This is a genomic window from Paraburkholderia sp. EG304 (assembly GCF_046543485.1).
Lineage (GTDB): Bacteria > Pseudomonadota > Gammaproteobacteria > Burkholderiales > Burkholderiaceae > Paraburkholderia > Paraburkholderia youngii.
The window spans coordinates 88,686-115,433 of record NZ_JBKGUA010000019.1; the positions used below are offsets into that span (position 1 = coordinate 88,686).

The 26,748-nt window shown below is 63.7% G+C and carries 25 protein-coding genes; 16 read left to right on the forward strand and 9 right to left on the reverse strand.

The features are described from left to right. Positions 1-142 precede the first annotated feature (142 nt). Positions 143-772 (forward strand): Maf family protein, encoded by a 630-nt coding sequence (locus ACLFKU_RS22655; protein WP_410850544.1) that lies wholly within the window; start codon positions 143-145, stop codon positions 770-772. Positions 773-781: 9 nt separating this feature from the next. Then, on the forward strand, positions 782-2,251 hold the full coding sequence (gene rng / locus ACLFKU_RS22660) for a ribonuclease G (RefSeq protein ID WP_368586204.1): 1,470 nt from the start codon (positions 782-784) through the stop codon (positions 2,249-2,251). Positions 2,252-2,265: 14 nt separating this feature from the next. On the opposite strand, the gene ACLFKU_RS22665 is transcribed toward rng, so the two are convergent. Continuing rightward, positions 2,266-2,484 carry a hypothetical protein gene (locus ACLFKU_RS22665; protein WP_410850545.1) on the reverse strand — a complete coding sequence of 73 codons (219 nt, stop codon included), beginning with the start codon at positions 2,482-2,484 and terminating at the stop codon, positions 2,266-2,268. A 413-nt stretch (positions 2,485-2,897) separates the two neighbouring features. Here ACLFKU_RS22665 and ACLFKU_RS22670 point away from each other — a divergent pair, with 413 nt between their 5' ends. After that, positions 2,898-3,296, forward strand: a complete 399-nt coding sequence (locus ACLFKU_RS22670) for a VOC family protein (protein WP_410850546.1) — start codon at positions 2,898-2,900, stop codon at positions 3,294-3,296. An 18-nt stretch (positions 3,297-3,314) separates the two neighbouring features. Here ACLFKU_RS22670 and ACLFKU_RS22675 read toward each other — a convergent pair whose 3' ends face one another. After that, positions 3,315-4,124 (reverse strand): mechanosensitive ion channel family protein, encoded by an 810-nt coding sequence (locus tag ACLFKU_RS22675; RefSeq protein ID WP_410850547.1) that lies wholly within the window; start codon positions 4,122-4,124, stop codon positions 3,315-3,317. A gap of 146 nt (positions 4,125-4,270) precedes the next feature. Further along, complete coding sequence (locus ACLFKU_RS22680; protein WP_368586208.1) at positions 4,271-4,771, reverse strand: GAF domain-containing protein; 501 nt, start codon at positions 4,769-4,771, stop codon at positions 4,271-4,273. 247 nt (positions 4,772-5,018) lie between these two features. Here ACLFKU_RS22680 and ACLFKU_RS22685 point away from each other — a divergent pair, with 247 nt between their 5' ends. Together ACLFKU_RS22685 and ACLFKU_RS22690 are read left to right on the forward strand one after the other, a co-directional pair. Next, on the forward strand, positions 5,019-5,282 hold the full coding sequence (locus tag ACLFKU_RS22685; protein ID WP_410850548.1) for a glycoside hydrolase family protein: 264 nt from the start codon (positions 5,019-5,021) through the stop codon (positions 5,280-5,282). Continuing rightward, the gene (locus ACLFKU_RS22690; protein ID WP_368586209.1) at positions 5,279-5,728 is read left to right on the forward strand and encodes a hypothetical protein; all 450 of its coding nucleotides are present in this window, start codon (positions 5,279-5,281) and stop codon (positions 5,726-5,728) included. The genes ACLFKU_RS22685 and ACLFKU_RS22690 overlap by 4 nt, the downstream gene beginning before the upstream one ends. Positions 5,729-5,754: 26 nt before the next feature. On the opposite strand, the gene ACLFKU_RS22695 is transcribed toward ACLFKU_RS22690, so the two are convergent. Beyond that, positions 5,755-6,180 carry a molybdopterin-binding protein gene (locus ACLFKU_RS22695; protein WP_368586210.1) on the reverse strand — a complete coding sequence of 142 codons (426 nt, stop codon included), beginning with the start codon at positions 6,178-6,180 and terminating at the stop codon, positions 5,755-5,757. A 157-nt stretch (positions 6,181-6,337) separates the two neighbouring features. Here ACLFKU_RS22695 and ACLFKU_RS22700 point away from each other — a divergent pair, with 157 nt between their 5' ends. From ACLFKU_RS22700 to ACLFKU_RS22720, 5 genes are all read left to right on the forward strand, one after another. Continuing rightward, a complete protein-coding gene (locus tag ACLFKU_RS22700; protein WP_368586211.1) occupies positions 6,338-7,900 on the forward strand; it encodes an SH3 domain-containing protein in 1,563 nt (520 codons plus the stop codon). A 149-nt stretch (positions 7,901-8,049) separates the two neighbouring features. Continuing rightward, entirely contained in the window at positions 8,050-8,535 is a 486-nt protein-coding gene (locus ACLFKU_RS22705) for a VOC family protein (RefSeq protein ID WP_368586212.1), read from the forward strand. A 67-nt stretch (positions 8,536-8,602) separates the two neighbouring features. Then, entirely contained in the window at positions 8,603-9,076 is a 474-nt protein-coding gene (locus ACLFKU_RS22710) for a VOC family protein (RefSeq protein WP_410850549.1), read from the forward strand. 91 nt (positions 9,077-9,167) lie between these two features. Then, positions 9,168-10,388 carry an MFS transporter gene (locus tag ACLFKU_RS22715; protein WP_410850550.1) on the forward strand — a complete coding sequence of 407 codons (1,221 nt, stop codon included), beginning with the start codon at positions 9,168-9,170 and terminating at the stop codon, positions 10,386-10,388. 595 nt (positions 10,389-10,983) lie between these two features. Continuing rightward, complete coding sequence (locus ACLFKU_RS22720; RefSeq protein WP_410850551.1) at positions 10,984-11,841, forward strand: FecR family protein; 858 nt, start codon at positions 10,984-10,986, stop codon at positions 11,839-11,841. Positions 11,842-11,844: 3 nt separating this feature from the next. Here ACLFKU_RS22720 and ACLFKU_RS22725 read toward each other — a convergent pair whose 3' ends face one another. Next, positions 11,845-12,777, reverse strand: a complete 933-nt coding sequence (locus ACLFKU_RS22725) for a recombination-associated protein RdgC (protein WP_176366918.1) — start codon at positions 12,775-12,777, stop codon at positions 11,845-11,847. A 193-nt stretch (positions 12,778-12,970) separates the two neighbouring features. Between ACLFKU_RS22725 and ACLFKU_RS22730 the strand changes: the two genes are divergently transcribed. Together ACLFKU_RS22730 and ACLFKU_RS22735 are read left to right on the forward strand one after the other, a co-directional pair. Continuing rightward, a complete protein-coding gene (locus ACLFKU_RS22730; RefSeq protein WP_368586216.1) occupies positions 12,971-13,537 on the forward strand; it encodes an ester cyclase in 567 nt (188 codons plus the stop codon). A gap of 98 nt (positions 13,538-13,635) precedes the next feature. Continuing rightward, positions 13,636-13,962: a hypothetical protein gene (locus ACLFKU_RS22735; RefSeq protein WP_368586217.1), complete on the forward strand. Its 327-nt coding sequence runs from the start codon at positions 13,636-13,638 to the stop codon at positions 13,960-13,962. 46 nt (positions 13,963-14,008) lie between these two features. Here the strand turns inward: ACLFKU_RS22735 and ACLFKU_RS22740 are convergent, their stop codons facing one another. Beyond that, positions 14,009-14,854 (reverse strand): glycosyltransferase family 2 protein, encoded by an 846-nt coding sequence (locus ACLFKU_RS22740; RefSeq protein WP_410850552.1) that lies wholly within the window; start codon positions 14,852-14,854, stop codon positions 14,009-14,011. Positions 14,855-15,142: 288 nt separating this feature from the next. Here ACLFKU_RS22740 and ACLFKU_RS22745 point away from each other — a divergent pair, with 288 nt between their 5' ends. After that, a complete protein-coding gene (locus ACLFKU_RS22745; protein WP_410850553.1) occupies positions 15,143-16,519 on the forward strand; it encodes an O-antigen ligase family protein in 1,377 nt (458 codons plus the stop codon). 145 nt (positions 16,520-16,664) lie between these two features. Then, on the forward strand, positions 16,665-17,741 hold the full coding sequence (locus ACLFKU_RS22750; protein WP_410850554.1) for a hypothetical protein: 1,077 nt from the start codon (positions 16,665-16,667) through the stop codon (positions 17,739-17,741). A gap of 32 nt (positions 17,742-17,773) precedes the next feature. Here ACLFKU_RS22750 and ACLFKU_RS22755 read toward each other — a convergent pair whose 3' ends face one another. Beyond that, a complete protein-coding gene (locus ACLFKU_RS22755; protein ID WP_410850555.1) occupies positions 17,774-18,868 on the reverse strand; it encodes a glycosyltransferase family 4 protein in 1,095 nt (364 codons plus the stop codon). A 181-nt stretch (positions 18,869-19,049) separates the two neighbouring features. On the opposite strand from ACLFKU_RS22755, the gene ACLFKU_RS22760 reads away from it, so the two are divergent. Then, positions 19,050-20,075 (forward strand): glycosyltransferase family 2 protein, encoded by a 1,026-nt coding sequence (locus ACLFKU_RS22760; RefSeq protein ID WP_410850556.1) that lies wholly within the window; start codon positions 19,050-19,052, stop codon positions 20,073-20,075. Positions 20,076-20,157: 82 nt separating this feature from the next. Here the strand turns inward: ACLFKU_RS22760 and msbA are convergent, their stop codons facing one another. Beyond that, the gene (gene msbA, locus ACLFKU_RS22765) at positions 20,158-21,951 is read right to left on the reverse strand and encodes a lipid A export permease/ATP-binding protein MsbA (protein WP_410850557.1); all 1,794 of its coding nucleotides are present in this window, start codon (positions 21,949-21,951) and stop codon (positions 20,158-20,160) included. Positions 21,952-22,195: 244 nt separating this feature from the next. On the opposite strand from msbA, the gene ACLFKU_RS22770 reads away from it, so the two are divergent. Further along, positions 22,196-22,957 (forward strand): glycosyltransferase family 2 protein, encoded by a 762-nt coding sequence (locus ACLFKU_RS22770; RefSeq protein WP_410850558.1) that lies wholly within the window; start codon positions 22,196-22,198, stop codon positions 22,955-22,957. Positions 22,958-23,015: 58 nt separating this feature from the next. Here the strand turns inward: ACLFKU_RS22770 and dnaE are convergent, their stop codons facing one another. Beyond that, positions 23,016-26,585 (reverse strand): DNA polymerase III subunit alpha, encoded by a 3,570-nt coding sequence (gene dnaE, locus ACLFKU_RS22775; protein WP_410850559.1) that lies wholly within the window; start codon positions 26,583-26,585, stop codon positions 23,016-23,018. Positions 26,586-26,748 lie beyond the last annotated feature (163 nt).

Below are 26,748 nucleotides of genomic sequence, written 5' to 3' on the forward strand. Positions count from 1 at the left end.
CCCGACGCGCTGTGCATCTATGCCATGAATGGATTCAGCGCATCGATTGCGTCGCCGAATCTAGCTCGCCCCGCCCACTCTTCCAAGCCATCCGCTTTCACCTCCCGCACGCCATCCGTTTCCGCTCCATCGAGACCCGTTCATGCCCACGCCCTCCGCTTCGCTGCATCCGTTCGTCTACCTCGCCTCGCAAAGTCCGCGCCGCCAGGAGCTGCTGCAACAGCTCGGCGTGCGTTTCGAATTGCTGCTGCCGCGCCCCGACGAAGACGCCGAAGCGCTCGAAGCCGAACGGCCCGGCGAACACGCGCGCGACTACGTGCAGCGCGTATGCATCGCGAAAGCGCATGCGGCGCGCGCGCGTCTCGTGGCCGCTGGCCACGCGGTGCGGCCGATCCTCGTCGCCGACACCACCGTTACGATCGACGACGCGATTCTCGGCAAGCCCATCGACGCCGACGATGCGGTCGCGATGCTCACGCGCCTCGCGGGCCGCACGCACGAAGTGCTGACCGCGCTCGCCGTCATCGATGCCGACGGCGTGCTGCTGCCCGCGGCGTTGTCGGTGTCGAAGGTGCGTTTTGCTGCAGTGCACGCAGACGCGTTGCGTCGTTATGCGGCGAGCGGTGAGCCGCTCGGCAAGGCAGGAGCGTATGGCGTGCAGGGACGCGCGGCGGAGTTTATCGAGCATATAGACGGGTCCTATTCGGGTATCATGGGTTTGCCGCTTTTTGAAACCGCTGCCCTCCTGCGTGCAGCGCGCATCGACTTCTAGAACAACACCATGAATGAAGAAATCCTGATCAATGTCACGCCGCAGGAAACGCGCGTCGCGCTCGTTCAACAGGGCGCCGTCCAGGAACTTCATGTCGAACGAACGCTGTCGCGCGGGCGCGTCGGCAATGTCTATCTCGGCAAGGTCGTGCGCGTGCTGCCGGGCATGCAATCGGCGTTCATCGACATCGGCCTCGAACGCGCCGCGTTCCTTCATGTCGCCGACATCTGGCATCCGCGCATCGCCGGCGAAGCACAACACCAGGCACCGCATCAGCCGATCGAAAAGATCGTCTTCGAAGGTCAGACGCTGATGGTGCAGGTCGTCAAGGACCCGATCGGCACGAAGGGCGCGCGGCTGTCCACGCAAGTGAGCATCGCCGGGCGCACGCTCGTTTATCTGCCGCAGGAACCGCACATCGGCATTTCGCAGAAGATCGAAAGCGAAGCCGAGCGCGAGGCCGTGCGCGCGCGCCTGACCGCCGTGCTGCCCGCCGACGAGAAAGGCGGCTATATCGTGCGCACGATCGCCGAGGATGCGACGAGCGAAGAACTCGCCGCCGACGTCGCGTATCTGCGCAAGACGTGGGCGACGATTCTGTCGCAGGCGCAGCGCATGCCGCCCACCAGCCTGCTCTACCAGGATCTGAATCTCGCGCAGCGCGTGCTGCGCGATTTCGTCAACGATGAAACGTCGCGCATTCAGGTCGATTCACGCGAAACGCATCAGATGCTCGCCGATTTCGCGACCGAGTTCACGCCGGCGGTATCGTCGAAGCTGCACCACTACACCGGCGAGCGGCCGCTATTCGATCTGTACAACATCGAGGCCGAGATTCAGCGCGCGCTGTCGCGTCGCGTGGACCTGAAGTCGGGCGGCTACCTCGTGATCGACCAGACCGAGGCGATGACGACGATCGATGTGAACACCGGCGGTTACGTCGGCGCGCGCAACTTCGACGACACGATCTTCAAGACCAACCTCGAGGCCGCGCATACGATCGCGCGGCAACTGCGGCTGCGCAACCTCGGCGGCGTGATCATCATCGATTTCATCGATATGGAAAACGTCGAGCATCGCGATCAGGTGCTAGGAGAATTGAAGAAGGCGTTGTCGCGCGATCGCACGCGGGTGACCGTCAACGGCTTCTCGCAGCTCGGGCTCGTCGAGATGACACGCAAGCGTACGCGTGAGTCGCTCGCGCATGTGCTGTGCGAACCGTGCCCGGTTTGCCAGGGCAAGGGGCAAGTGAAGACCGCGCGCACGGTGTGTTATGACGTGTTGCGCGAGATTTTGCGCGAGTCACGGCAGTTCAATCCGCGCGAGTTTCGCGTGGTCGCTTCGCAGCAGGTGATCGATCTGTTTCTCGAGGAAGAATCGCAGCATCTGGCGATGCTGATCGATTTCATCGGCAAGCCGGTGTCGTTGCAGGTGGAGTCGAATTTGAGTCAGGAGCAGTACGATATTGTGCTGATGTAGGTATTGGCCCCGGATCAGGCCGCATCATTAATACCGCGCAAAGAATCAATCTCGACTGTGCCGCCCATCGCGTCGGGCGGCTCGTCATTGTCACCACCGCCGGAGAGAATCGAAAGGTGGTCTGGGCGCAGTGCCTGGATCACCTTCTTGATTTTGTTGTCATATCGATGGTCATTCGGATCGAGGTGGGCAGTACGGCCGGATTTCCTGTTCGCCAGGAGCGCCGCCTGCACGCGAGGCTTGCCGCTTTGACACGACTGCGATCACGTCGCCGCTTTCGACGGCGGACTGTAGCGCACGGATCAACTGCTCCGGCGCAGGACCACTCGCAGACCCGCGGCCGCGTACATTTCGCATGAAGCCGGTGAGCTGCGCTAGCTGGCGTGCGTCGCGGGTATACGTAGCAGAAGGCTGGAGACAGCGCGATAGAACCGAAAACAATCGATGACGTTCTTGTTTGCTGGTCGATCACGCGGAACCAATAAAGCGTCGCCATGCGCGCGTCGAAGCGCCCTGGAGTCCGGACAGATTCGGCATGAGCCAGCCCGCCGCTTTTGGAAGAACACCTTGGCGGTTGAGTGCGGAAATGCCTGTTGCAACGAGTCGAACGTATACACTGAGCGCAACTTCCAGAGGGAGACATCTGATGCAGCTTCTCGATCACGTATCGATCGGCGTTCCCGACATCGACGCAGCCCGCCCTTTCTACGACGCCATCATGACAGCTCTCGGCGCGCGCAAAGTGTTCGACCGTCCCACCGCGTTAGGCTACGGCGAGCGTTGCACGATCGACGACACCTCATCGACCTATCTGGCCGTGTATCTCGATCCAAATGAAATAACAGAAAACAAACGTCACTGGTGCTTCAAAGCCCCGTCCCGCGCGCACGTCGATGCATTCTTCAAAGCGGGACTCTCGAGTGGCGGCAAATCCGACGGCCAACCTGGCGCGAGGCCCCACTATCACTCCGGCTACTACGCGGCATTTCTGATCGACCCGGCCGGCAATCGCGTCGAGGCCGTATGCCATGCCGCGAAACCCTAATCCCGAACATCTCCAGGCCTAAGCCGCCACCTCACATCCCGCCTGCTCCAACACGGCCTGCGCCCGGTCATGCAGATCACCGCCAGCCAACGACGCATCCGGCGACCTGACCCACGCAGCGATCCTTAACGTCGCGCCGCCATCGGCCGGATAATCCGCAACCGAAACCACCGGCGCAAGCGTCGAACCGCTCAGCACACGCGGCTCGTCGTTCACGAGTTTCTGCAGTTGCCCGATCGCCGCATCCACGTCCTTGCGCTGCGCGAGTTCCACATCGACCTCGATGCGCTGCGTGCCGCCACAACTGTAGTTGATCACCGGATTGCTCCAGATCTGGCTATTCGGCACGAACACGATGTTGCCATCGCCGCGCTCGATCCGCGTCGTGAAGAGCCCCACCTCGCGCACGATGCCAGCCGCGGCGCCGCTGCCTTCGATCACGTCGCCGACGCGAAACGGTCGCAGCAACAGCAGCATCATGCCGGCCGCGATGTTCTGCAACGTACCTTGCAGCGCGAGGCCGATCGCGAGGCCAGCCGCGCCTAGCACGGCCAATACGCTCGCGGTCGCGATGCCGACTTCGCCGAGCGCCGCAATGAAGGCGAGCACGCGCACTGCCCACGTCCCCATCGCGGCGAGCATCGGCGCGAGGGTCGGGTCCGCGTGCGTGCGTGCGAGCGCCTTCGCGAACATCGCACCGACGCGGTTCGACAACCACCAGCCGACCACGAGGATCAGCACGGCAATCGCGATATGAACGACGTCGTGTGTCAGCGTGACGAGCAGTGACGGCTGAAGATGAAAGAAACGGTAGAGGGAGTCGTTCATCGTCGGCGTGATTCGCTTGATCGATACCGATGCAGAGCAAGCACGACGCGTTCCTGTCCATCCGTCGCAAGATGCGGTACGCGGCTTGCTAGCCGCAGGTCGATCTCGCTTCAGTGCTGCGCGTCGCGCTCGGCGCGATTCGCAAACTACACGCCGCGCGGCAGCGCTGCCTCGATGAACACCGCGCACAACGCTTCCATGCCCTTCGCGTCCTCCTCGTCGAAGCGCGCGACGACTGGGCTATCGACATCCCACACTCCGATCAGCGTGCCGTCGGGCGCGACCAGCGGCACGACGATTTCCGATTGAGACGCCGAATCGCACGCGATATGACCGGGAAACTCGTGCACGTCGCGCACGACCTGGGTCTGACGGGTTTGCGCGGCCGTACCGCAGACGCCCTTGCCGAGTGCAATGCGTACGCACGCGGGCTTGCCCTGGAACGGGCCGACCACCAGTTCGCGGCCGTCGTGAAAGTAAAAGCCGGCCCAGTTCAGATCGCTCAACGAATGAAAGACGAACGACGCAAAGTTCGCGGCGTTGGCGATCCAGTCCGTTTCGCCGGCCAGGAGCGCGCGCGCCTGCGCAACCAGTTCTTCATATTGCGCGGCTTTCGGCAGATGCGAGGTGGAGGAAACTTCGAACATGACGGTGTCCGTGATCAGAGCGGGATGGTAAACGGCAAAGTTTAAAGCAAGCGCAATCCCCGCGCGCGGATGTCGACCGCGGTGACGCGCGGCTCTCGTCTACGGTCGCGCCCCTTCAGTTCTCAATTTGCCCTTTTTACGTTCTATCTTAATATAATAAATAACTTATTTCGCATTATTTTAATTCAAACTGATTTTTGCGAGTTATATTTTATTATATTACCCACTCTAGGCAGCAGTTAAAGCCGTGGTAACGCAGTACGAATTGACTCAGGCACAGTTCGGCGCTGCCGTGTCTTTTGCTTTTAACTCGTCACGCCAGAACAGACGCGACGCGCTAGGTCCCGCAAATACCGGAGACATAACAGCCGTTGCAGAAAAAATGATGCTCAATGTGATGATTGCCCCGCGCGATCGCAATGGCCGAAAGATCGGTCCTGAGAAGAGAAGCCGGGGACTAACGAGCCGCCGCCAACGAGAATCCGCGCCCTTCCGGCAGTCCGCACAATGACAGGCCACAAGTTTTTTGCATATGTGGCTCTCGCACTGACCGCCTCGGTAAGCGTGCGCGCGGCACAAACACCGCACGCGACAATGAATGATTTCGTCGGCAATTGGGTCGTGACCGATGTAGTTGACTACGCCGATATTTCTGGTGGCATCCCCGAAGCAAAACGGATTCTCGGCATGACGATCGCAATTACGCCGCACTCCATGAGCTTCGACAGTGAAACCTGCAAGCCGAACAAAGGTTTTACCGTCAAACGAATCGACACGCTTTCGGCGTTGAAGAATCAGTTCGGGCTTCGCGCGAATGAAACCGGATTGCCCGCTACAACCGTTGTCGTAGATAGCGACAATTGTTTTGCGGTTTTCCGAATGGACGCTCACAGGATCGTTTTTGGATGGGACGGCATCATCGTTCGCGCGCTGCCGGGATCAGTGAGAACTCGCTGAGTACCCGTCCCAGAGGCCCGGGCCTGCTACTGATCGACCCCGATAATCACGCTCGACGCCTTGAAAATCGCCGTCGCCGTCTTGCCGCTCGCGAGACCAAGACGCTCGACACTGTCGTTCGTGATGATCGCCGCGATCTGTGCGCCGCCTGCACCGATCGTCACTTCCGAATTGACCGCGCCCTTCGTCACGGCCGCGACGGTCCCTTCGATACAGTTGCGCGCCGACACCTGATGCTTCGCGACATCGACCATCACTATCACCGACGATGCCTTCACGAGCGCAAACGCCTGCTTGCCCGCCGCGAGCCCGAGCGACTTCGCGCTGCCGTGCGTGATGATCGCGACGATCTCGAGACCGTCCGACGTGCGCAGCGTGACTTCGTCGTTGACGGCGCCGTGCGTGACGTCGGTGATTTCGCCGCTGAACTGATTGCGTGCGCTGGTTTTCATAGCGTGCTCCCTGTCGATTGAAGCGCGTGGCAACGCGCCAGTGGACGGACAAAGCGAGTGTAGCGGATGCCGCGCGCGCCGCCCCGAACATCCGATGCGCCGCGGATATCGCCGACACCGTATCATCGTGGCCTTGCACCTCATACGCCGAATCTTCATGTCAGTCGCCGTTCTCTCCCGTCGTGCCTGCCGCACCGCCATGGTATGCGCCGCCGTCACGATGCTCGTCGCGTGCGGCACGCCAGCACCGCCGCATCGCACGCAAGCGTTCGTCGACAACGTCACGCTGTTTCCACTCGCCAATTACGACCAGAACGTCGATCACTGGCTCGAACCGAACAGCCCCGACTTCGACCGGCCGTTTCTCAGCGCTGCCGAGCAGCGCGCACATTTCGACGCGCTGTTCGCACGCTACTTCGGCACAGGCGAGAACGCGCCGTCGCCATGGAATCCCGCCTGGGTGACCGCACGCGTGTTTCGCGAGCAGGGCGAGGACATTGCCGCACTGCAACAGCGCCGCATCGACAAGTTCGACAACACCGGCAAGCATGGCAGCGTCATCGGTTACGGCGAAAACTTCCGGCCGCACGACAAGGCGTGGATCGAGGCGATCGCGCGCAACATCAACGTCGCGCAGTTCACGCAAGCGCCGGCGTATCAGCCCGAGCGGCGCGCGATCGCGACCGGCAACCTGATGGTGCGCGAGCTGCCGACCACCGATCCGTCGTTCTATGACCGTCACCTGGCCGGCGAAGGCTATCCGTTCGACAACCTGCAGATCTCGGCGGTCCGGCCCGGTACGCCTCTCTATGTGCTCGGCAGCAGCGTCGACGGTGCATGGCATTACGTGCAGACGCCTGACGTGCAGGGCTGGGTGCGCAGCGACGGCGTCGCGTTCGCCGACGATCGTTTCATCGATCAATGGCGCGCGGCGGCCGGCAAGTCGCTGGGGGCGGTGATCGTCGCATCGGCGGCGGTCAACGACAGCCGCGGCGTGTTCCGCTTCAACGCGCCGGCCGGGACGATGCTGCCTCTGCTGACGGGCGCCTCGGCATCGCCGGCGGCGAGCAGCACCAACGCGGGCACGCTTCAGTTCCTCGTTCCCGCGCGCGACGTCGACGGCCGCGCGCTGATCCGCACCGCGTCGCTCGACGCCACGCAGATCACGCCGATGCCGCTCGCCGCGACGCCGCGCCATCTCGCGATGCTGTTAAAGGCGCTGATCGGCCGGCCGTACGGCTGGGGCAATAGCGGCTTGTACAACGACTGTTCGTCGGAACTGCAAAGCATCTTCGCCGCGTTCGGCGTGTGGCTGCCGCGCCATTCGTCGACGCAGATGAGCGCCGGCCGCATGGTCGATCTGTCGGACTCGACGCCCGCCGAGCGGCTCGACTATCTGGCGCGGCATGGCGTGCCGCTGCGCACGCTGATCTACATCGGCGGCCACGTGATGCTGTACCTCGGCAACACGACGCGCAACGACGCCACGGTCCCCGTCGTCTATCAGGACGTATGGGGCCTGCGTCCGGCCGACAACAGCCGGCGCGCGGTGATCGGCGGCTCGGTAATCCTGCCGCTCGACGAGCGCATCCCCGAGGACGCGACGCTGCAGTCGCTCGCCGCGACGCGGACCTTCCAGATCAGCATCCTCGGCGCACCGGCCGGCAGCGCGGCGCCCACGTCCGCGCCACCAGCGGACGAGGAGAATCCGGCGGGGTAAATCGCGAGGGCGGGTCGCCCTCGCCCGGGCCCAAAAATATTTTTCCCGGAGTGTCGATCCAACGGTCACAAACTCGTCGTAACGTTGAAGACCCAGCTCACGCAGCCGGTCTTTCCACTGAGGAACCGTTACTTCAAGGAGTCACCGTCATGTCCAGCGCCGCAGTCAAACCGATCCCGGAAGGGATGCACTCGCTCACGCCGTACCTGATCTGCAAGAACGCCGCCGAAGCGATCGCGTTCTACACGAAAGCCTTCAACGCCGTCGAACAGGTCCGTCTGCCGGGCCCCGACGGCAAGGTGATGCACGCGACCCTGAAAATCGGCGACTCGATGCTGATGCTGACCGACGAATGGCCCGAGCACCAAACCTTCGGCCCGAACACGCTGAAGGGCACGCCGGTCACGATTCATCACTACGTACCGGACGTCGACGCGAGTTTCAAACAGGCGGTCGACGCCGGCGCGACCGTCACGATGCCCGTCACCGATATGTTCTGGGGCGACCGCTACGGCCAGGTCAAAGACCCGTTCGGCCACAGCTGGTCGCTCGCGACGCACAAGCGCGACCTGAGCACCGAGGAAATCCAGAAGGCGATGGCCGAGATGGATTGTTCGTCGCAAGAGAAGAAGTGAGCTGAAGGTGGGCGTCGGGCGAACGCACGCCCGGCCCCACCGACACCCGTCCCGAAGGAGCAACGTCATGCAGAAAATCGCGCCGTGCCTGTGGTTCGACGGCAATGCGGAAGAAGCCGCGGAGTTCTACACGTCGGTGTTTCCGGCCTCGCGCATCGCCACTACGCTGCACTCCACGGACGCCGGCCCTGGACCGGCGGGCGAGGTCGTCGCCATCACATTCGAAATCGAAGGCCAGGAGTTCATGGTGCTGAACGGTGGCCCGCAATATAAATTCACGCCGGCCATCTCGCTGATGGTTCACTGCGACTCGCAGGAAGAAATCGACCACTACTGGTCGAAGCTGCTCGACGGCGGCGAGCCGGTGGCGTGCGGCTGGCTGCGGGACCGCTTCGGCGTGTCGTGGCAGATCACACCCAACGTTCTGCTGCGGATGCTGCGCGATCCGGATCGCGCAAAGGCAAGCCGCGTGATGGCGCAGATGATGAAGATGGTCAAGCTCGATATCGCGCCGCTGGAACAGGCGTATCGCGGCGAGTAGGACGGCGTCAGCAGCGAGCGCGCCGCCTTCCCCCGCTTGCGCGATCTTTTGATAGGATCGGTCTCGACCCCAACACGGCGAGACATCCACGGTGCGCGTCAACCATCAGGCGTTCTTCTGCTCGCTGTTCATCGCGCGTCTCGCCGATCAGATCCTGCTCTTTCTGGTGCCGCTCGTCGTCTATCAAACGACGCGCCAGGTCTCGTGGTCCGGCCTCGCGTTCTTTATCGAAACGCTGCCGCGCTACCTCGTGTTCCCATTCTTTGGCGCGCTGTGCGACCGCTTCCCACCGCTACGTCTGATGCGACTGAGCCAGGCAGTGCGCGCGCTCGCGTGCTTCGGCGGTATCGCCGCGTATGCGCTGTTCGGCGGCATCGGCTGGCTGATCGCGCTGTCGGCCGCGTGCGGTGTGCTGACGAGCCAGGGGCTCGTCGCGCGCGAGGTGATGCTGCCGCAGATCTTCAGCACGCAACAGATCCAGAAGGTGCTCGCGTATTCGCAACTGGCCGATCAGCTCGGCTTCGTGCTCGGGCCGATGCTCGCCGCGCTGCTGCTCGGTGTGTGGCGTTGGGAATGGGTGGTCGCCGCGACCGGCGTGCTGTTTCTGTTTGCCGACGCGGCGCTGTTCGTCTGGCAGCGACTGAGCGGTTTTCGCGCGCCCTCGCCCGGGTCCGCTCAATCGCTCGCGCCTGCCGCTCACTGGAGCACGCCGCTGCGGATCGCGCTCAATCACGTGTGGACGCTTCCGGGTTTGAAAAAGGTCATCATGCTCGCGGCCGCGGAGAACCTCGTGATCGGCGTCACGCTCGCGACATCGGCGGCGATGGTGACGGGCTTGCATGCGCAATCCAATCGCTACTACGCAGCTTTGCAAACGGCCGGCGCGGTCGCCACGGTGCTGGTGCTGCTGACGGTGGCGCGCGCCGGCTGGCCCGCGCGCGTGCTCGGTCTCGTCGCGTTCGTGACGATCTGCGCGGGCGGCGTGATCGCGGGCGCGAGCGCATCGCCGTGGGGCTATGCGTTGGGCTTTCTGCTGATCGTCGGCTTCGACAAGATGTTCAACGTTTACATTCGCAGCGCGCGTTTGCAGATCATTCCGCCCGAGGACTACGGCAAGACGATCGGCGTCGCGATTTTGCTGAACAATCTGACGCAGCCGCTCGCCGGCCTGCTGGTCGGCGTGTTCTCCGCTCGTACGCAAACGGGCCCACTGATCGTCGCGCTGTCGCTGACGATGGGCGGCATCGGCGCCGCGGTATCGATCGGCTCGGCGCTGCTGCGGCGCAAGCGCGCGTGGGCGCTCGAAGACTGACAGCGCTTCGACCCACGACGACACACGCGCCAAGTTACCCACAGATTTTGTTGGCAAATCTGTGCATAACTTCCCGGAAAAAGCCGCAAGCCTTTGATACGGCTGTCGTTTTTTCGTCTGCATCGAAGGTGCGGCAGCGCACGGAGTTTTACCGGGGTTCATGGTCGAACGGAAGCCATGATGCGTGACAGGTTGAAACGCAACCGGGAGCGCGCCCGCGCGCTGGACGGCGACGATCCGCGTGACCCAGCGAATAGTTTCAGCCGGCTTCACACACCAGTCAGCTAAACCCGGCACACTGTAATTCATGACGAAAAGGCTACGTTCGCTTGCGGCGCAATTAGCGGTACTTCACGCGAAACATTCATGAGAAAGTAAAGCCACATGCATAGCGTAGTTTTTTTGTATCGCTGACAATGTGTCTACCAGACCTGAAATTACCGAGTGCGCGCGCGCAATTCCAATGTGAACTCAGGTTCACATTCAATCGAAAATGGTCAATTCAATAGACATAAATTGTCAAATGTGATTTTCAAAATTGAATTGATAAATCACATCTGTCAATTGCGTTCAGAATGAAGCACACTTAATCAAAATGCTTCGCGAGTCGAATACGGAAAGACGAGCCAATCATGAATTGCGGCGCGAAGCCGGCACCGCGCTACGCGAAGACGCGGGGGTTGCCGGCATTTCGACGGGACGGCGACGCGCGCTGAAGGCGCTGTCGTGGCTCGCAATCGCCACGTCCGCTGGCTGGGTCGCGAGCCGCCCGCCGTGGCGCACTTGGACCGCCGACTTCCGCACCGCGACCGGCGAACTGCACGACCTACTGCTCGCGGACGGCTCCCAGATCACGCTGGCCAGCGCGAGCGCGATCGACGTTGCGTTCAAAGCGAACGTTCGGCGCATTCATCTGCTTGAAGGGGAAATCATGGTGCGGCCCGTGAGCGATGTCCGCGGCGCCGCGGGCACGCGGACGACTCATCCGCCTCTCCTCGTGCAGACGGCCGAAGGCGTCCTCGAAGCGCGTGGCGCGCAGTTCAGTGTGCAGCAACGGGATGGTTTCACGCGCGTGGCCGCGTTTCGCGGCGACGCGCTGGTGACGCCGGCAGCAACCGCGGCGCTGATGCTGACGCAGGGCCAATGTTGCAGCTTCACGCGCGACGGCATCGCGGCACCGCTCACGCTCGACCCACGCGAGGCGATGTGGACACGTGGCCTGCTCTACGCGAACGACACGCGTATCGCGGACCTCGTCGATGAACTCGCGCGCTATCGCGCCGGCGTATTGCGCTGTACCGACGACGTCGCCGATCTGCGCGTGTCGGGCATTTATCAGCTCACCGATAGCGACGCGACGCTCGCGCTGCTGCAGCGGATCTACCCGATCCATCTGCGCTCGATCACGCCTTACTGGACTCTCGTCGAAGCGCTCGACAGCGCGAGAGTGTGACGCTCAAGCCGCCACGGCCTGCGGCAACGCGAACCCTTGCTCGCCCTGCTCGCCGCCGAGCGCATCGATCAGATCGCGCAGCATGCGGTCGAGTTCGGCCGTCATCAGCGCGACGTCGGAATCGAAGCGTTCGTCGTCGTTCTGCGCGGTCGGGTCGCTCGCTTCCTTGAGCACGTCGAGCGGCGCGATGCGCTTGATCGTCAGCGACGGCGTCAGCACGAACGACACGCGATCATTCCACGTCATCGCCAGCCGCATGCATTGCTTGCCCGCCTCGATGTGGCGGCGCATGTCTTCGGCGTCGAGCGCGTGTCCGACATAGCGGACCGTCGCGTTGCCTTCGGCGGGCGAACGCAGCTCGGTGTCCTGATCGAGCGTGAAACCCGCCGGCGCGTCGCCGTCGAGCAGCCAGCCGGTCATCGCCGCGACCGGCGACTGCGCGACGCGCACCGTCATCAGCGGCAACTGGTCGATCGACTTGACGAGCAGACCGCGCACATCGTCGGCGAGCGCCTGCGACGCCGCGTCGATCACGAGCCAGCCATTCGTGCAATCGATCCACACGCGCGTATCGCGGCGGATGCTGAACGCACGCGGGCGCAACTCGTCGGTGACCTGCTCCTTCAGGTCGCGCATCTGCTTGCGGCCCGGCTTGAAGCCCTGCTGCTCCTCGAGCTCGGCCGCGCGCTCGCGCGTGATCTGGGTGACCACCGACGCGGGCAGCAGCTTCTTCTCGGCCCGGAACGTCAGCAGCATCTGACCGTTCATTGCGTAGACGAGCGAGTCGCCGTCGCGCGGCGGCGCCCAGCCCTGGGCCTGCATCTCGACGCTCTGGCCGGGCGCGAACGCGTACGGCGCGAGCCACTTCTGCATCTGTTCAGGGGTGACGGACCACGGAGCGGGCAGACGGTGCAGCTGAAGGTTTTTGAACCACATGAGCGAAGTCGGATTTAGGCAAAGCGCAGCATTTTATCCGACGAGAACCAACCGGGGCGTTCCGGCAGACGCGAACATGGAGGTGAGCTATTTTCAATTAAAAAATGAGAATCCTTCCATCGACAGGCCAATTATCAAACGCGACCGATGCCAGCAAACTGCGCTTCATCAACTCACTTCCAAGGAGCGCATCGTGAGCAACGCTACGATTTCCCGTCTTGCCCGTCAGGCTCTCGTCGCCGTCAGCGTTGCCGGTGCGCTCGGCGCACAGGCTGCGGATTCCGCGCCAAGCGCCAACGACGCCACGCTGCCCACGCCGCACCATCTGGCCGTCGACAGCACTTCCCCGCAAGGCGCCGCAGTCGTGCTCGCTGCGCGCCGCTACGCCGGGTTCTGGAACACGGGCGACGAAGCGTATGCGCGGCTCGCGCTGTCGCCCGAGTTCATCGACCGGACGCTGCCGGACGGCCGCCCGCAGGGCCCGAACGGTCCGCTGGAAGCGTCGAAGGGATTCCGCGCGGCGGTGCCCGACCTGCACGCGGACATCGACGATCTCGTCGTCGCCGGCGACCGCGCGTCGGTGCATCTGCACTTTCGTGGCCACTTCACGGGCGAGTTTCAGAACCGGAAGGGCAACGGCCAGGCCGTCGACTTCCAGGCGTTCGATCTGTATCGCGTGCAGGATGGCCGGATCGTCGAAAACTGGCACCTCGAGGACAATCTGACGGTGCTGAAGCAGCTCGGCGCGATCAAACCGTAGTCCAAGCCGTCACGGTTTGGCCGTAGCCGCGCGCCCCGCGCGTTTTGGCGGCAAATCACCTAGACTTTTGGACAGGACAGACCCAGACGGAGGCGGTCATGGCCGACCAAACCGCAAGTTGGCAGACGGTGCAATATGAGGGCTTCGAGATACATGTGTCGCCCGTCGAGAAGGACCCGCCCGACCCGGCGCACGCCGCCGATTCGGCCGCGCATAAGAGCCGCTACACGTATCTCGGCTACGTCTGCCATCCGGGCGCCAATCCTCAGCTTCCCGGCCATGCGGTGCCGTTTCACGCGGACGGTGAAGAGAGCTTCGCGAGCCTCGACGACGCGCTATACGAAGCGGTGCACGTGGGGCGCAGCATTATCGACGGCACGCATCCGGACCTGACGGTGCTGCCGCTCGTGACAGGCGGCGTTTGACAGGCGTCGTACGTCGAGCATCCGCTGCTTTGCGGTTCGACGCCCGTCAGCCCAACGCGCGCTTGATGCGCGACTTCAGCAGCGCACGACGCAGCCGGCCGGTGCGCTCCGGCTCGCTGACCGCGAGCGCACCGTCGATGGCGGTGCCGCGGCGCAGGTAATAGCGGTCGAACGTCGCCTGCGTCATTCCCCACTTGTTGAGAAACTGGCGGCGCCCGTCGTTCTTCACGATCTTGCCGGTGCTCTTCTGCTGGAAGTGATAGACGAGACTGTCGCCGACGCCGACGAACACGCGGCAGCCCGCGTCCCACAGCTTCATCGAGAAATCGTTGTCGCTGCTCATGCCGGGGCTCAGCTCGCTGCTGTAGCCGCCCAGCTTGAACCACCAGTCGCGATGCACGAGCGTCGGCGGCCACGTCGCGCCACGCCAGTCGGCACGCACGAGGCTGGGTGCGGCGGCGACCAGCTCGTCGGCGCGAAACACCTGCGCATCGCGGCCGAAGTCGCGCACGACCACGCATGGATTGCCCGAATCGACCGGCTCGATCATCGTGCCCGACAGCATGAATAGCCTGTCGGCCGGCATCTGCGCGAGACGCTTGACGAGCGCTTCATCCCAGCCGGGACAGCAGTACATGTCGTCGTTCATGTAGACGATGTAGTCCTGCGTCGCGCGCGCCGCCGCGATATTGACCGCGTGGCAGATGCCGATATTGCCTGGGGACGCCGTGTGCTCGATGCCCTCGTCGCGCACCCACGCGAGCGTGCCGTCCGAGCCGTCGTTCACGTGCACGATGATCTGGTGCGGATACGTCGAATGACGGCGCAGGCTTTTGATCACGAGGCGCAGATAAGGCAGGTTGTTCCAGGTCGGGATGATGATTGAGAACATCGAGTCGGTCCGTTGAGCTGGGCGCGGGGCGCGGCACGCGCCGCACGCCGGCCATGAATGTCGCGCGATTGTACCGCCCCCCGCCCGCACGCACGACAGGCGCCGCCCGCCGCCGCGCCGCATACCGCGGGCCGACGGAACCTTAGCGCGTGCGGCGGCAAGCATTCCGCAAGGAAGCGCATGGTTATAATCCGGATCGCTCTGCCGTCTTGAAAAACCTCAAATGGTCCGGCGTCCCCTGCAATTTCACCACCGGAACGGTAGTGTGCTCATCGATAACGTAGACCTATGATTTTTGCTTCCAGTCTCGTCTGGCTCACGTCGGTGCTGCTGTTTCTCGCGCCCGCGGTCAATCTCATGTGGCGCGGCGGCACCGGCTACTGCTTTTTCGCACTCGTCGCGCTCGCGCTCGGCGCGGCCATCGTCAACCGGCGCATGCCGGGCTATTTCTCCGCGTTGCGCACCTATCGCTGGTTCACGATCGGCATGCTCGCGTTCGTCGTCGGGATCGGCGCGCAGCAGCTGGTGCTCGGCTACTGGATGCCACGCGAACTCGACTCGGTCGCGCGCTTCGTGTTCGCGCTGCTGGTGTTCCTGCTGCTGCGCCAGTTGCCGTCGCGCAATCTGCGCATGATCGGCTGGGGCTGTGCGGCCGGCGCGCTCGCGGTCGGCGCATGGGCGATCATCAATCAGCCGCCCGGCGGCTGGACCGATGCGAACCGCCTGAACAACTCGTACACGAACGCGATTCCGTTCGGCGATACCGCGCTGCTGCTCGCGTTCCTGTCGGTATTCACGCTCGGCTGGGATAATCCGCGCGACTGGCGCGTGCTCGTGCCACGCGTGCTCGCGCTCGTGTCGGGCGGCTATGCGTCGTTTCTGTCGGGCTCGCGCGGCGGCTGGCTTGCGGTGCCGGTGTTCGTCATGCTGCTCGGCATGCAGTACCACTGGTTCACGCGGAAAAAGCGCCTGCTGGTCGCGACGCTCGTGATCGCGATCGGCGCGGGCGGGCTGTTGTCGACCGAACGGGTTCAGAAGCGCTTCGCCGAAGTGCCGAACGATGTATCGATGATGCACAAGGGCGAGGACGCCACCGCCACCGGTCTGCGCCTGCAACTGTGGAACGCTTCGCGGATGATCTTCGCGCGGCATCCGATGTGGGGCATCGGCAAGGGCCATCTGGTCGACGAGCTCGGCGCGATGGCCAGCCGCGGCGAAGTGAAGGCCGAGATCGTCAACGAGCGCGCGCATAGCGATTTTTTCTCGACGCTCGCCGAGATGGGCGCGGTCGGCGTGGTGTGCCTGCTGCTGTTTTACTACGGCATCACGGTGTATTTTTGGCGACACCGGCATGCGAGCGACCCGGTGATTCGCGCCGCATCGTATTCGGGTCTCGCGGTCGCAACGAGTACGGCAATCTTCGGACTCACGATCGACGTGCTGGTGCCGATCATGGTGACGGCACTAATCGCACTGCTGGTGGCGACGCTGCTGGCGGTAATAGACACGCGCAAACGCGAATGGGCGGCATCACAGTCGGCCACCATACGCTCCCCTAGCAGCGACGGCATCACCGCAGAGAGCGCTGCCAAGTTCCCATCTTCGGATTCGGCTACGGTCCAATGCAGCGGCGGCGAATTGGCCCGTCGACCAGGGTTACAGTGATCTGTCTGGAATTGCTCGCACGATTCCCGCTTGATAAACGCATTGCAGGAGCCGTTTCACCGCCCGTTCGTCGTCTCCATGATCATGGAGACGCAAAGTGTTTGAAGCACACAAGCGGAAATAAATAACCGAGGGAGAAGTGAGAGTGCGTTTAGTGTATTTTTGCACATCGCCGAGGGCAAACGAGCATGCTGGCGGGGTTAAAGTCATCTACGACCATTCCAGCCGCCTGAATAGTAGTGGCTTGATTACCTCAGCGATCATGCATGATAGGCGTGGTTATGAGTATCCTTGGGCCGAACACGGTGCCCAACTGATTTCCGACAGAAAGCTGCGTCCGACAGATCATCTGGTGTTGCCAGAGATCAAAGCGGCGCAGCTCGCGCGCATTCTGGTTCCGCGCAGACTGAAGTACTCGATTTTTGTTCAGAACGGCTACTATCTGCGTGACCGCGATAGCGGTTGTACCGATGCCGACGTAGATTACGCATACCAGAATGCGACTGCCATCCTGTCAATCTCCGAAGACACCTCCTCCCTGATTTCGCTTCACTATCCGCATCTGACAGGCCGGATAAGGCGAGTGTTTTGCTCCGTGAATGACAGCGAATTTAGTGCCGGCGGCAAGAAACGCAACCTCATCACGTTTATGCCGCGCAAGAACGGTGCACATGCGGCTGCGGTCGTCTTCGCATTGAAGAAGCGACTCCCTCCGAGTTGGGAAATTCGCGGCATCGACGGTATGAATGAAAGAGAAGTCGCAACCCTGCTTAAGGAATCGCGGATATTCATGTCGTTTTCAGGGTTGGAAGGATTGGGTCTGCCGCCAGTCGAGGCCGCGCTCTGTGGAAACTATGTGATTGGGTACCACGGCGGTGGCGGTCGGGAATACTGGGCATCACCGAACTTCGAAGAAGTCTCCGTTGGCGATCTTGGAGATTTCGTCCGTAGGATCGAGGCACGAGCGCGTTTACTGTCCAATAGCACGGACGATCTCAGTGAGCTTGAGCCTGGGATGGCCAGATTGCGCACGCTTTTTTCCCGAGAGAATGAGCTGGCCGCTCTTGAGCGGTTTGTTGACCAGATTAAGGTAGACGCAGCCCGCGAAGCGACGCGGCCCCCCGCCGTAGGATCCCCGCGAATTCGGCTGCAAAAGCGTATGCGTCTGGGCTGGCGGCTTGCGCTGCGGCGAGTGCGCGCACGAACACGCGCATTAGCATAGAGCAGCGGCGCCTCGAGAACTAAGCCCCGCCGTCATCCTCGCGTGAACACCTCGTAAAGCGCCGCGACATGCGCGTCGACGCTCGGGTCGTACACGAGGCTGTCGCGCGGTGCCGCGATGCGCGCAGCGCCGCTCTTCACGCGTTCGACCGCCTGCCCGATCGCGCGCTCGAAACTGCCGTCGGACTGCCGCGAAAACTCGATCTTCGCGGCGCCGGTCACGGTCTCCGCCGAGCCGACGTTCTCGGCGATCACGAGCGGCGTGCCGCACATCACCGACTCGACACCGACGAGCCCGAACGGCTCGTACGCCGACGCGACGACGGTGAAATCGGCGGCCGCGAACAGCTTCTCGATCTCCTTGCTGTAACCCGCGTAACGGATTGTGTCGCCGGTTTTCGGCACCGGGCGGCCCGCGACGACGAGGCAGACCGGCAGCGTCGTGCGCGAGAAAAACGCTTCGAGCAACGGATAGCCCTTGCGCTCATGGCTCGTCGACGAGAACACGAACATCACGCGATCGTCGGGCACGCCGAGCTGGCGGCGCACGGCCGCGCGCGCGGCGGCGTCGAGCGGCTTGAAGCGGGCGGTGTCGACGGGCGGATAGAGCACGTCGATGCGCTGAGCCGGCACGCGATAGAAACGCTGCAACTCGCGGCTCATCAGGTGCGAATGCGCGACGATCGCACGCGCCCGCGTATAGACGCGCCGCTCGAGCTCGATCTGCCATTCGTCGCTGCGGCGCGCGGTGCGGCCCGCGGCTTCGAGCGAGCCCGGATGCGTGCCGCCGCACAACGCGACGTCGGCATGCGTCGAGTGATTGATCGAGAACACGCACGCCGGACGGTGCCGCTTCAAACGCTGCTTAAGACGCCAGTCGAACGCGAGGTTGCGCAGCTTGCGCGGCGCCCAGCGCACGTTGAGCGGCTGCGCATCGATCCACGCGGCCTCGGGAAGCGCGCGGTCGATCTCGCGCGCGAACAGCGTCGGGCGCAGACCGAGCCGATGCAGGCCGGCGATCACGTCGCGCGTGTAGCGCTCCGCGCCGCCGCTGTTCTTCAGCGCCTGCGCGGTCAGCGCGATATCGGTGAGGGGCCGGTGGTTCGGGTCGAGGGTCGGCTCTGACAAGGATCGGTCTCGGTGAGGCGCACGCGCGGACGAGGCCGTGGGTGCGCAGTTGCGGGGCAGCGGCAATTGTAAAGGATGGTTTTCGCCCGGTTCAGCACGTGTCGTTCGGGATTGCCGTGTGCGTCGCGCGGCGCGGCGGTCAGCGGCTAAAATCTAGGCCAATCGCCTTCTCCCCGACTCCATGACAGATAGCCTGCCGCACCTCGCAACTCCTGCAACGGCCGACACCAACCGCCCCCTCGTCTCGATGCTCGTGATCGCCTACAACCAGGCAGAGCAGATCGGTGACGCCGTGCGCAGCGCGCTCGCGCAAACCTACGAGCCGCTCGAAATCATCGTCTCCGACGACGCGTCCAGCGACGCGACCTACGCCGCTATCGAAGCGGCAATCGCCGGCTACAGCGGGCCGCATCGCGTGATCGCGCGGCGCAATACGGTAAACCAGGGCATCAGCGCGCACCTGTCGCAACTCGCGCAGTTGGCGCAAGGCGAGTTGCTGTTCGTCGCGGCCGGCGACGACATGTCCGCGCCCGAGCGCTGCAGGCGCGTCGTCGACTGCTGGCTCGCGCACGGACGCCGCCCCGACCTGATCGCCACCGACCTCGCCGACATGGACGAAACAGGTCACGTGCACGAGCGCGTGAGCCCGACCGAGCTCGACCGCTATCGCAGCTTCGACGACTGGCTCGTCGCGCGTCCATGGCTGATCGGCGCCGCGCATACCTGGTCGCGACGCCTGATCGAGCGCTTCGGGCCGATGCTGCCGGGCGCCGCCGCCGAGGATCAGATCATGGTGCTGCGCGCGATCCTGTCGGGCGGCGCGATCAGCCTGCGCGAGCCGCTGGTGCGCTACCGGCGCGGCGGAGTCTCGCGCAAGCGCCGTTATCAGTCGGTCGATGAGCTGATCGCGCGGATGCGGCAGAGCAATCGCTACGGACTCGCGGAGCTCGCGCAGCTGCAGCGCGACGCTGAGATCGCCGGTGTCGGCGAACGCATGCGCGCGGCGATGGCGCCGAAGCTCGCGCGTGAGCAGTTCATCCACGCGATGTTCGAAGCGGGCAGCCTCGGCGAACGCATTGGCCTCGTGACGCGCAGCACCGGCGTGAAGCTCGGGCTGCGGATTCGGATGTTTCTGTACGCGAGTTGCCCGGTGGTTTATGCGCCGGGCATCTGGATCAAGCGGGTCGTGCGGGGCGGAAAGGCCTGAGGACGACGCCCGGGTCTGGGCGGTGCTTTGCGACGCGACCTAGGTCACGAAGCGCTGCGCGATGCGTCCGCAATGTGCCGGATCAAACCGGGCTTTGCTGGAACTGGATGCGATGCAGATGCGCGTACAAGCCGTCGTGTTCGAGCAGCTCGCGATGGCTGCCACGCTCGACGATCCGCCCCGCTTCCATCACGAGGATGCGGTCGGCGCGCTCGATGGTCGACAGACGGTGCGCGATCACGAGCGTCGTGCGGCCCTTCATCAGCGTTTCGAGCGCCGCCTGCACGTGGCGCTCGGACTCGGAATCGAGCGCCGACGTCGCTTCGTCGAGAATCAGGATCGGCGCGTCCTTGTAGATCGCGCGCGCGATCGCGAGACGCTGGCGCTGGCCGCCCGACAGCATCATGCCGTTGTCGCCGACGAGCGTCTCGATGCCCTGCGGCATCGCCTGCACGGTGTCCCATAGGTTCGCCGCGCGCAACGCCGCCTTGACCTTCTCCGCATCGACCTCCTGGCCGTACGCGACGTTGTGCGCGATGGTGTCGTTGAACAGCACGACGTCCTGGCTCACCATCGCGATCTGGCTGCGCAGCGCATGCAGGTCGTACTCGGGCAGCGCGACGCCGTCGACCAGAATCGCACCGCCGGTCGGATCGAAGAAGCGCGGCAGCAGGTTCACGAGCGTGGTTTTGCCGCTGCCCGACGGACCCGCAAGCGCAACCATCTCGCCCGGGGCGACCTTGAACGACACCTGGTCGAGCGTGTGACGGTTGTGCGTGGCGCTGGTGCCGTAGGTGAACGACACGTCGCGGAACTCGACCTCGCCGCGCGCGCGAGCGAGCGGCTTGCCGCCGCCCTTCGGCTCGGCGGGTTCGTCAATCAGACCGAAGATCAGTTCGGCCGCGGTCATACCGCGCTGCAACGGCTGGTTCACGTCCATCAGATGCTTGAGCGGCGAAATGATCAGCAGCATCGACGTGACGAACGCGACGAAGCCGCCGACCGTCGTCTGATCCGACGACGACTGCACCACCGCGATCGTGATCACGACCGCGAGCGCGATCGACGCGAGGAACTGCGTCAACGGCTGCGCGAGGCCGCCGGACACCGTCATGCGCATCGCGTAGCCGCGCAGGCGCCGGCTCATCGAGTTGAAGCGGTCCATCTCGTACTGCTCGCCGTTATGCACCTTGACGACCTTGTAGCCGCCCACCGTCTCCTCGACGATGTACGACAGCTCGTTGGTGAGCAGCTGATGCTCGCGGTTCAGGCGCCGCAGCCGGCGATTGATCTTGCCGACCAGCCAACCGATGCCCGGCAGCAGCACCGCGACGATCAACGTCAGCCGCCAGTTCAGATAGAACAGATAGCCGAGCAGGAAGATCACCGTCAGCGAGTCGCGCACGAGCGTGACCATCACGCTCAGCAGCACGTTCAGGATCTGGTTGACCTCGAAGACGATCGCGTTGATCACCGTGCTCGCGGTTTCACGCTGGAAGAACGCGACGCTCGTGTGGATCATGCGGTCGAACATCTTCAGACGCAGTTCGAGCAGGATCTTGTTCGACACGTACGCGAGCAGATAGCCGGATGCGTACTGCGACACGCCGCGAATCAGCGCGAGGCCGATCACCGCGATCGGTACGAGCCACTTGGTCTTGTCGACCGCGTGCGAGCCGAAGCCCTTGTCTAGCAGTGGCTTGAGCAGTGCGGGAATGGCGGCGTCGGTGCCGGCGCTCACCGCCATCGCGACAATCGCGCCGACCACGACCCACAGCAGCGGCTTGATGAATGGCCACAGGCGCCGCAGGACGACGGCCGGCGACGACGCATCGCCTGAACCCATGGGTTTGCTTAACGTTGGCTTCGCGCTCAAGGAATCCTCTGGAAATGCGGAACGGCGAGCACGCGGCGCAGGGTTGGGCGGCCGCGTGGAATATCAAAAAAGAGCATTGTAATCGGTTGCAGATGACGGCCGGCGCCCGGCGCGCGACGGCATGCGCGCAACACCTTGGCGGACACGCGCTGTGGTGTAGGGCCGGATGGGATGTGTATACTCGCTGCTCGATTGCCGGGTCGCGGGGCCCGCTCCGTCACTTCGTCCTCCACGCAACTCAGGTATGCAAGAAACCACTCTTGGCGTTGCCATCATCACCCGGAACGCTGCGGCGCGGCTCGCCGAATGCCTGCAGGCCGTGGCCTTCGCCGACCAGATCGTCGTGATCGACGGCGGCAGCACCGACGGCACCGCCGACATCGCTCGCGCGCACGGCGCACGCGTCATCGAACAAACGGACTGGCCGGGCTTCGGCCCGCAAAAGAACCGTGCGGTCGATGCACTGACCACCAACTGGATCCTGTCGCTCGACGCCGACGAAATCGTCACGCCGGAACTTGCCGCATCGATTCGCGCGGCGCTCGCCGCACCCACCGCCGACGTCTACGCGGTGGACCGTCTGTCGAGCTTCTGCGGCCAATGGGTCCATCACAGCGGCTGGTATCCGGACTGGATTCCGCGCCTTTTCAAACGCGGCGCCGCGCGCTTCTCCGACGATCTCGTGCACGAGCGCCTCGTGTTCGATACGCCCGCGCAACGCCTGACCGGCAAGCTGATGCACTACTCGTACGAGGACTTCGAGGGCGTGCTGCGCAAGCTCGACGCGTATTCGACGGCCGGCGCGCGGCAGCGTTACGAGGCCGGCCAAAAAGGCAGCATTCGTCTTGCTATCGGGCGCGGCCTGTGGGCGTTCGTACGGACTTATCTGCTGCGGCGCGGTTTTCTGGATGGCCGCGCCGGGCTGATGATCGCGCTGTTCAATGCGGAGACGGTGTACTACCGGTTTCTGAAGCTGGCGCGGCTCGAAAAAACCGGCGGGCGATAAGCCGAGCTCAGATTAGCCGGTACCCGCGGCACCGGCCGATCCACACCGCCGACCTCGCTCAATACACGATCTCGATCGAGCTTCCCGCAAACTCGCCGCGCAGCGCGGCGAGCAGTTCGTCGGTCGGCTTCACGCGCCACGCGTCGCCCAGACGCATTTCGCCTTGCGCATGCTCGCTGCGATAAACCACCTGCACCGCGAGCCCATTCGGAATCTGCACCGCCTGACGCTGACGGCCGCCATCGCCGCCGAAGCCGCCACGCCCACCCCCGTTACCGCCGCCATTGCCACGTGTGGCCGCCGCCGGTACGGCTTGCTCGTCCTTGCCGGCGGTGTGAGCTTCGAGCACCCGGCGCAATGCCTGCGCGTTAGCGTTGCCGTTCATCTGCACCTTCAGCGAGTCCGCGTAGCGGCAGCGCGCGCGGCCGAGATCCATCACCGTTTCGACGGTGAAGCGGATGCCGCCTGTAAACGCGTCGTTACGCGCCTGGCCCTGCACGATCAGCAGTTCGTCTTCCTTGAACAGCTGCTTGTGTTCTTCGAAGACCTCGTTGAAGACCGTCACTTCGCACTGACCGGTGCCGTCGTCGAGCAGCGCGATCAGCATCTTGCCGCGCTGGGTCATCTGCGTGCGCAGCGACACGATCACGCCCGCAACCAGCTTGTCGCGCCCTTCCTTCAGCTCGCCGATCTTCTGGCGCACGAAACGGCGCACTTCGTCCTTGTAGGCATCGAACAGATGGCCCGACAGGTAGAAACCGAGCGCGGCCTTTTCTTCCTGCAGCTTGCGCTTTTCCGGCCACTCGGGTTCGTCGACGAGTTCGTGGCCTTGCGACGGCGCGTCGCCCATGTCGAACAGACCCGCCTGCAGCGCATTGGCCGCTGCCTGCTCGGCCGCTTCCATCGCCAGCGACACCGAGGCGATCAGCTGCGCGCGGTTCGGATGCAATGTGTCGAACGCGCCGGCGCGAATCAGCGCTTCGATAGTGCGTCGATTGACGATGCGCCGGTCGACGCGATTGCAGAAATCGAAGATGTCGATGAAGCGGCCGTCCTCGCGCGCGCGCAGGATTTCTTCGATCGCGTTCTGGCCGCTCCCCTTGATCGCGCCCAGACCATAGCGGATCGTGCGCGAGCGCTTGCCGTCGGCTTCGGCGACCGGCTCGAAGCGATACGCGGACAGGTTCACGTCCGGCGGCAGCACGGCCATCTTGTTCGCGAGACAGTCTTCGAACAGGATCTTGACCTTGTCCGTGTCGTCCATCGCGAGCGACATGTTGGCCGCCATGAATTCGGCCGGATGGTGCGCCTTCAGCCACGCGGTGTAGTAGGCGAGCAGCGCGTAGGCGGCCGCGTGCGACTTGTTGAAGCCGTAGCCCGCGAACTTCTCCATCAGGTCGAAGATTTCGTCGGACTTCTCGCGCGTGAGGCCGTTCCTGGCCGCGCCTTCCGCGAAAATCTCGCGGTGCTGGGCCATCTCCTCGGGCTTTTTCTTACCCATCGCGCGACGCAGCAGGTCGGCGCCGCCGAGCGAGTAGCCGCCAATGATCTGCGCCATCTGCATCACCTGCTCCTGGTAGACCATGATGCCGTAGGTCTCTTTCAGAACAGGTTCGACGCGCGGGTCGGGATATTCCACCACCTCGCGGCCGTGCTTACGCGCGCAGAAGCTCGGGATCAGGTCCATCGGACCCGGGCGGTACAACGCGACGAGCGCGATGATGTCTTCGAAGCGGTCGGGCTGCGCGTCCTTCAGCATGCCCTGCATGCCGCGGCTTTCCAGCTGGAACACGGCGACCGTGTTCGCTTTCTTCAGGATCGAGAACGACGCGGGGTCGTCGAGCGGCACCTGGCCTAGCGACCAGTCCTGCTTCGACGGATCGAGGCGGCGGATATAGCGCTCGGCCCAATCCAGAATGGTCAGCGTGGTCAGGCCCAGAAAGTCGAACTTCACGAGGCCGACCGCCTCGACGTCGTCCTTGTCGTACTGGCTGACGACGCCGCTGTCGTCGCCTTGGGTATAAAGCGGGCAGAAATCGGTCAGCTTGCCGGGCGCGATCAGCACGCCGCCCGCGTGCATACCGACGTTACGCGTCAAGCCCTCTACGCGCTGCGCGAGTTCGAGCAGCTGGTGCACTTCGTCTTCGTTGTCGAAGCGCTCCTGCAATAGCGGCTCTTCCTTCATCGCGTCGGCGATGGTCACGTGCTTGCCCGGCTTGAACGGGATCAGTTTCGCGACGCCGTCCGTGAACATGTAGCCGAGATCGAGCACGCGGCCGATGTCGCGCACGGCCGCCTTGGCCGCCATCGTGCCGAACGTCGCGATCTGCGACACCGCGTTCGCACCGTACTTTTCCTTCACGTACTGAATCACGCGATCGCGGCCGTGCTGGCAGAAGTCGATATCGAAGTCGGGCATCGACACCCGCTCCGGATTCAGGAAACGTTCGAACAGCAGGTTGTAGCGCAGCGGATCGAGATCGGTCACGCCGAGCGCATAGGCGACCAGCGAACCCGCGCCCGAACCGCGGCCAGGACCGACCGGCACGCCGTTGTTCTTCGCCCAGTTGATGAAGTCTGCAACGATCAGGAAGTAGCCCGGAAAGCCCATCTTGATGATCGTGCCGCACTCGAATTCGAGGCGCTGGTAGTACGTCGCGCGCTGCGCGTCGCGCTCGGCCTCGTCCGGATACAGCTGTTCGAGCCGCTTTTCGAGGCCTTCTTTCGACAGATGCACCAGGTAGTCGTCGAGCGACATGCCGTCGGGCGTCGGAAAGAGCGGCAGCTTCGGCTTGCCGAGTTCGAGCGTCAGATTGCAGCGCCTCGCGATCTGCACCGTGTTCGCGAGCGCCGAAGGAATGTCCGCGAACAGCGTGGCCATTTCCTGTTGCGTGCGGAAGTACTGCTCGGCCGTGAAGCGCTTCTGGCGACGCGGATTCGCAAGAATATCGCCTTCGGAAATACACACGCGCGCTTCGTGCGCGGTGAAGTCGTCCGGCGTCATGAACTGCATCGGGTGCGTCGCGACGACCGGCAGTTTCAGCGATGCCGCGAGCGCGACCGCCTGCTGCACGTACTGCTCGCCGCCAGGCTGACCGTAGCGCTGCAGCTCGATATAAAAGCCGCCCGGGAACACCTTCGCCCAATGCCGTGCATTGCGCTTCGCCGCCTCTTCGTTGCCCGCCGCGAGCGCAAGACCGATGTCGCCCTGCTGTGCGCCCGACAGCGCGAGCAACCCTTCGCCCAACCCGGTTTCGAGCCAGCCGGCTTCGATTTCCGCACGGCCGCGATACTGGTTTGTCAGCGAGGCCTTGCTGAGCAATTCGCAAAGGTTCAGGTAACCGCGGCGGTCTTTGACCAGCAGCAGCAGACGGGAAGGCTTGTCGCGGTCGTCCGGATTGGTGATCCAGACGTCGCAGCCGGCAATGGGTTTGACCCCTTTGCCACGTGCTTCCTTGTAGAAACGGACGAGGCCGAACGCGTTGCCGAGGTCGGTGAGCGCGAGCGCGCCCTGACCGTCTTTGGCCGCCGCCGCGACGATGTCGTCGAGACGCACGATGCCGTCGGCAATCGAGAATTCGGAGTGAACGCGGAGATGGACGAAGCGGGGATCTGACATGGGCGACATTGTAACCCCACCCTTCCGCAGATTTCAGGTCAAAACGGCGCGTTGGCCATCCGGCCAGGACGAGGTCGGCGAGAGCATTGTTTGCGCTAGCGCAACCCATTAGCCATTCGGCCAGGCCGGGGAAAATCCCCGGTTGAGGGATAATAGAGATTTCGCCTGTTTC